The sequence below is a fragment of the Rhodoferax sp. GW822-FHT04A08 genome (assembly GCF_058801025.1).
Map to the genome: position 1 here is coordinate 1 of NZ_JBXAMW010000068.1, position 924 is coordinate 924.

At 66.2% G+C, this 924-nt stretch carries 1 protein-coding gene; it reads right to left on the bottom strand.

The window, feature by feature from the left end:
- A partial coding sequence (locus tag AC1RMF_RS26600) for a molybdopterin oxidoreductase family protein (protein ID WP_493145563.1) occupies positions 1–924 on the bottom strand: 924 nt, incomplete at both ends.

The window sequence follows — 924 nt, forward strand, 5'->3', positions numbered from 1 at the left end:
GCCTTGCAGTTGCAGGATGGCTTCGATCTGTTGCAGCACATCGGGTGCAGGTGCTTCATGGTCCGCTGCGCGCAGCAGCAGGCCTTGGCGCTCGGCCGCGCCATCCATGGCTGTGGCATTGGCAAACGGGACGCAGGCGGCGTAGGCAAAGCGCTCCATGAGCGACTGCAGCTGGCTGCGCGCGGCCAGCACCTGCTCGGGGGCCAGCCAGGCCATGGCCACCAGAGAATAGGGCAGCTCGGCTTTGAGCACTTTGACTGCGGCATGCTTGAACTCGGGCTGTTTGGAGTCCGGGCAGAAGGCCGGGCTGGTCAGCGCGTTCACGCCCGCCAGACGCTGGCCGGTGCTGCTGCGCCCGCTGATGAATTCCTCACCCCAGTGCATGGCCAGAAACACCTGGCTCATGGCCTGCTCGGCACTGGCTTGCACCGGCACCAGGATAGAGCCGCGCCGACTGGTCACATGCACCAGATCGCCCTCCTTGAGCAGGCGCCGTGCCATGTCCTGCGGGTGCATCTGCAGGGCCGGCTCACGCGCATGCCCGAACAATCGTCCCAGCGTGCCGGTGCGGCTCATACCGTGCCATTGGTCGCGCAGGCGCCCAGTGTTGAGCGAGAACGGGTAGCGCGCCTCGCGTGGTTCGGCCACGGGCTTGTAGGGCACGGCGGCAAACTGCGCACGGCCATCGGCAGTGGGGAAGACGCCGTCTTCGTATAGCCGGGCGCGCCCCTTGCTGGCACCTTCTGGAAAGGGCCACTGCTGCGGTTCTATCTCCAGTGCCGTGTAGCTCAAGCCCGTGATGTCCAGATCGCGCCCGCGGGTGGATTCGCGGTGTTCGTTCCAGATCGACTCAGGTGTGGTGTAGGGGAACAAGGTGGGTCCTACGCGCCCCAACGAGCGCTCCAGGCGCTGCGCAAAGTCCAC